We start from the raw sequence: 4,420 nt of genomic DNA on the forward strand, positions 1-4,420 counted from the left end.
TCAAAATGGTAATAAGAAGGCCGCTGCTTAACCCCTAAGCAGCTTAACTACGTGTCCACGATTTGCGGGCAACCCCATGTGCTTTTGCACGACGCGGCCGAATGCAGGAACTTCCGGGCTTAAGATCTTGGTGGCCTTGCCGCGCAGGGAATTATAGGGCTTGCGCAGTGCGGCGGAGTTTACCTTTTCCACGTGCTTATCTGCGATGTTCATAATCTCATCGCTGACTTCATCCTGGTGCGGTTCGAGGAAGGCGCCGAAATCCTCCTTCCCGCTTTCCGCAAAGTCCTGCCATCGTGGATCCAGGGCATCGAGGACATCCGGCAGGATCCGCTCCAGCGCCTTGGGGACGACATTGGCATCGGCCTTTTTGGCGGCGGCCAATCCGCCTTTAATGGCCATGCCGGAAATGCCGGATTGGGAGGCGGCGACTTTTTCAACGAGATCCCCGCAGGCGGCGATGAACTCGGTGTGGGTGGATCCTTGCATCAAGGTAGAAAGGTGAGACATGGTGCCATACTTTACGCGAATTTAGTGGCCATATAGACGCGGGCGCAGTACTGCGCGAAGGTCTGGTTTCCAGCGTTTAACGCTGGCACCTTTTCTAAAACCTCCGCCATGGCTTGGGCTGCCTGTTGCTCATCGCCGTGAATGGCTATGCCCTCCAGGCGCGCGGTGCTGGCAGCCGCGGCGGCCACCAAGGTGGAATAATTGATGATGCGGAAATTAAAGCGGGCGCAAAACTCTTGGGCCACTAGGTACAGCTGTTCGGGGCTCATGCGTGGGTCTTTCGCGCCCTGCGGATTTCGGCCTCTAGATCCGCGCGGCCGGGGAGGAGTTCGCGGGCGGTGGCTTGCACGTGGGCATCGGCAAGCGTGCGCGAGGCCGCCGCCACGATGGCACGCACCACCGCCTCGTGCTTGGAGGTGCCTTGCGCGGAGGCCAAGAGGGTAAGGGCGTGATCTTGTTCTGCGGTCAGCCGCAATGTCATTGCCATGCCCCAGTGATACCACAGTGATACCACCGGTGCGGCAAATAAGCCCGATAAGGGCCGGAGAAGGTAGAATTTGGCCTTATGAGTGACAATAACGACGATCTTTTTGATCGGATTTTTCCCATTGACATTAATGAGGAGATGGAGTCGAGCTATATCGACTACGCCATGTCCGTCATTGTGGGCCGCGCGCTGCCTGAGGTGCGCGATGGCCTGAAACCTGTGCACCGCCGCATTCTCTACGCCATGTTCGATTCGGGTTACCGCCCCGAGCGCGGCTATGTGAAGTCCGCGCGCCCGGTCTCTGACACCATGGGTCAATTCCACCCGCACGGTGACTCGGCCATCTATGACACCTTGGTGCGCTTGGCGCAGTCCTGGAATATGCGCTACCCGCTGGTCGATGGCCAGGGTAACTTCGGTTCCCGCGGTAACGACGGCCCCGCCGCAATGCGTTATACCGAGTGCAAGCTCACCCCGTTGGCCATGGAAATGGTTCGCGATATCCGCGAAAATACCGTGGATTTCTCGCCCAACTACGATGGCAAGACCAGTGAGCCGGACGTCCTGCCGTCCCGCGTGCCTAACCTTTTGATGAATGGTTCCGGCGGAATTGCCGTGGGCATGGCCACCAATATCCCGCCGCATAACCTCAATGAGTTGGCTTCGGCCATCTATTGGTTGCTGGAGAACCCAGACGCGGACGAGGATGCCGCGCTCGCGGCCTGCATGGAACGCGTGAAGGGCCCGGATTTCCCCACCGCCGGCCTCATCGTGGGCGATCAGGGCATCAAGGATGCATATACCACCGGCCGCGGCTCCATCCGCATGCGCGGTGTCACCTCCATCGAGGAATCCGGTTCCCGGCAGACCATCGTGATCACGGAGCTGCCGTTCCAGGTCAACCCCGATAACCTCATCTCCAATATCGCGGAGTCCGTAGCCAACGGCAAGATCGCCGGCATTTCCAAGATCGAAGATGAGTCCTCTGACCGCGTGGGCATGCGCATTGTTGTGACCCTGAAGCGCGATGCCGTCGCCCGCGTGGTGCTCAATAACCTGTACAAGCACTCCCAGCTGCAGACCTCCTTCGGTGCGAATATGCTCTCCATCGTCGATGGCGTGCCGCGCACCCTGCGCCTGGATCAGATGCTGAGCAATTATGTTGCGCACCAGATCGAGGTCATCGTTCGCCGTACCCAGTACCGCCTGGATGAGGCGGAAAAGCGCGCGCACATCTTGCGCGGCTTGGTCAAGGCGCTGGATATGTTGGATGAGGTCATCGCCCTGATCCGCCGTTCGCCCACCGTTGATGAGGCGCGCGAGGGCTTGAAGGAGCTTCTCGATGTCGACGATATCCAGGCCGATGCCATCCTGGCGATGCAGCTGCGCCGCCTGGCTGCCCTGGAGCGCCAAAAGATCGTCGATGAATTGGCAGAAATCGAAGAAGAGATCGCCGACCTCAAGCACATCCTCGCCCACGAGGAACGCCAGCGCCAGATCGTCCACGATGAGCTGGAGGCGATCGTCGAAAAGTACGGCGACGAGCGCCGCACCGAGATCCTGCCTGCCTCCGGCGAGGTCACCGATGAAGACCTCATTGCCCGCGAAAACGTCGTGGTCACCATCACCGCTACCGGTTATGCCAAGCGCACCAAGGTCGATACCTATAAGTCACAAAAGCGTGGCGGCAAGGGCGTGCGCGGTGCGGAGCTCAAGCAAGATGACATTGTGAAAAACTTCTTCGTCTGCTCCACGCACGACTGGATCCTGTTCTTTACCAACTTTGGCCGCGTCTACCGCCTGAAGGCCTACGAGCTGCCGGAGAGCGGCCGCGCCGCCCGTGGCCAGCACGTGGCCAACCTGCTGGAATTCCAGCCGGAGGAAAAGATCGCCCAGGTCATTCAGATCCAGTCCTACGAGGATGCGCCATACCTGGTTCTGGCCACCCAGCAGGGCCGCGTGAAGAAGTCGCGCCTGACCGATTACGAGTCCGCTCGTTCCGCAGGCCTTATCGCCATCAACCTCAATGAGGGAGATGCGCTCATTGGCGCCCAGCTCGTTTCTGAGGGCGATGACATCCTGCTGACCTCTGAGCAGGGCCAAGCCATTCGCTTTACTGCCGATGACGACCAGCTGCGCCCCATGGGCCGCGCTACCGCCGGCGTGAAGGGCATGCGCTTCCGCGGCGATGACCAGCTGCTGGCGATGTCCGTCGTCCACGACGGCGAGTTCCTGCTCGTTGCTACCTCGGGTGGCTACGGCAAGCGCACCGCCATTGAGGAATACACCCCGCAGGGCCGCGGTGGCTTGGGTGTCATGACCTTCAAGTACACCCCGAAGCGCGGCAAGCTCATTGGCGCCATTTCCATTGATAAAGACGATGAAATCTTCGCCATTACCTCCGCCGGTGGGGTTATTCGCACCGAAGTAAACCAGATTCGTCCGTCCTCGCGCGCCACGATGGGCGTGCGCTTGGTTGACCTTGCCGATGACGTCGAATTGCTTGCCATCGACCGCAATGTCGAAGAAGATGGTGAGGAAGACGCACAGGCTGTGGCCAAGGGCGAAAAGACCGTCGATGAGGTCCAGCAAGAGCACCACAAAGGTAGCGATGCCTCCAAGGATGAGGAGTAGGACATGAAACGACGAGACGTAACCATCCACCACATTTCGCCCACCTCGGCGTTTCGCGTTGGTCTGGCCCTGTCACTCGTCGGACTCATCGCGTGGTTGCTGGCCGTGTGCCTGCTGTACATCGGTTTGCACCAGGTGGGCATATGGGAGTCAGTCAATAGCCTTGTTGGTGGCATCGGCGGCGGCTTTGAGGTCACCTTTGGTGTGGTGATCGCAGCCAGCGCGCTGATTGGTGTTATTTTCGCCGTCCTGTTCACCTTGCTCGCACCGCTCATGGCCGTCATCTATAACGCCATCGTGGATGTCTTCGGCGGGCTAAAGGTCAGCTTGGATGACATCTAGGCCACTGTGAGTGGGAGACAATGCCGGCAGCAAATGTTGTCGGCATTTTTCTGGTTTTAAGCGCGGAGTAGCGTTCTCGTCAGCCCACGAAGAGTGCCTCTGAAAACCGCCTTGAGCTGCCGATTTGTGTTCTTTCCGGGGTAGTATGTAAAGTTACATCTCGTTCCGCTAAAGGGCCTATAGCTCAGTCGGTTAGAGCGCATCGCTGATAACGATGAGGTCGCTGGTTCGATTCCAGCTAGGCCCACCACGGACAATGGGGCATTAGCTCAATTGGTAGAGCATCTGCTTTGCAAGCAGAAGGTCAGGAGTTCGATTCTCCTATGCTCCACAGCATCAGTCCGGCTTCCTTTGGGAAGCCGGACTTTTTGGGTTAAACGACAAAACGTGTTGTTTTTCGGCGTGTCGAGTTAAACGACATTTTGTGTTGGTGGGGGTAGGGGTTTA

At 58.7% G+C, this 4,420-nt stretch carries 5 protein-coding genes and 2 tRNA genes; 4 read left to right on the forward strand and 3 right to left on the reverse strand.

Annotation, left to right across the window (positions count from 1 at the left end):
* Nucleotides 1-27 precede the first annotated feature (27 nt).
* The 3 genes from ABRP93_RS11375 to ABRP93_RS11385 are packed head-to-tail and all read right to left on the reverse strand — an operon-like array spanning nucleotide 28 to nucleotide 997.
* Nucleotides 28-510 carry a DUF6918 family protein gene (locus tag ABRP93_RS11375; protein ID WP_349887996.1) on the reverse strand — a complete coding sequence of 161 codons (483 nt, stop codon included), beginning with the start codon at nucleotides 508-510 and terminating at the stop codon, nucleotides 28-30.
* A gap of 11 nt (nucleotides 511-521) precedes the next feature.
* On the reverse strand, nucleotides 522-779 hold the full coding sequence (locus tag ABRP93_RS11380; RefSeq protein ID WP_284611334.1) for a cell filamentation protein Fic: 258 nt from the start codon (nucleotides 777-779) through the stop codon (nucleotides 522-524).
* Nucleotides 776-997, reverse strand: a complete 222-nt coding sequence (locus ABRP93_RS11385; protein ID WP_005280480.1) for a hypothetical protein — start codon at nucleotides 995-997, stop codon at nucleotides 776-778. Before ABRP93_RS11385 ends, ABRP93_RS11380 begins: the two co-directional genes overlap by 4 nt.
* A 78-nt stretch (nucleotides 998-1,075) precedes the next feature.
* Between ABRP93_RS11385 and gyrA the strand changes: the two genes are divergently transcribed.
* The 4 genes from gyrA to ABRP93_RS11405 all read left to right on the forward strand — a co-directional run bounded on the left by gyrA (nucleotide 1,076) and on the right by ABRP93_RS11405 (nucleotide 4,304).
* Nucleotides 1,076-3,631 (forward strand): DNA gyrase subunit A, encoded by a 2,556-nt coding sequence (gyrA, locus tag ABRP93_RS11390; protein ID WP_005276024.1) that lies wholly within the window; start codon nucleotides 1,076-1,078, stop codon nucleotides 3,629-3,631.
* Nucleotides 3,632-3,634: 3 nt separating this feature from the next.
* A complete protein-coding gene (locus ABRP93_RS11395) occupies nucleotides 3,635-3,973 on the forward strand; it encodes a DUF3566 domain-containing protein (RefSeq protein ID WP_349887997.1) in 339 nt (112 codons plus the stop codon).
* 173 nt (nucleotides 3,974-4,146) lie between these two features.
* Nucleotides 4,147-4,223: transfer RNA gene (locus ABRP93_RS11400), tRNA-Ile, on the forward strand.
* An 8-nt stretch (nucleotides 4,224-4,231) separates the two neighbouring features.
* Nucleotides 4,232-4,304 (forward strand) — tRNA-Ala (locus ABRP93_RS11405).
* Nucleotides 4,305-4,420 lie beyond the last annotated feature (116 nt).

Origin of the sequence: Corynebacterium sp. KPL2850 (genome assembly GCF_040225855.1) — a bacterium.
In the GTDB taxonomy this organism is placed as follows: Bacteria; Actinomycetota; Actinomycetes; order Mycobacteriales; family Mycobacteriaceae; genus Corynebacterium.

Excerpts from the sequence above, each read along its gene's own strand:
- ABRP93_RS11375 (WP_349887996.1), bottom strand. The coding sequence starts at position 510 with ATGTCTCACCTTTCTACCTTGATGCAAGGATCCACCCACACCGAGTTC.
- ABRP93_RS11380 (WP_284611334.1), bottom strand. The coding sequence starts at position 779 with ATGAGCCCCGAACAGCTGTACCTAGTGGCCCAAGAGTTTTGCGCCCGC.
- ABRP93_RS11385 (WP_005280480.1), bottom strand. The coding sequence starts at position 997 with ATGGCAATGACATTGCGGCTGACCGCAGAACAAGATCACGCCCTTACC.
- gyrA (WP_005276024.1), top strand. The coding sequence starts at position 1,076 with ATGAGTGACAATAACGACGATCTTTTTGATCGGATTTTTCCCATTGAC.
- ABRP93_RS11395 (WP_349887997.1), top strand. The coding sequence starts at position 3,635 with ATGAAACGACGAGACGTAACCATCCACCACATTTCGCCCACCTCGGCG.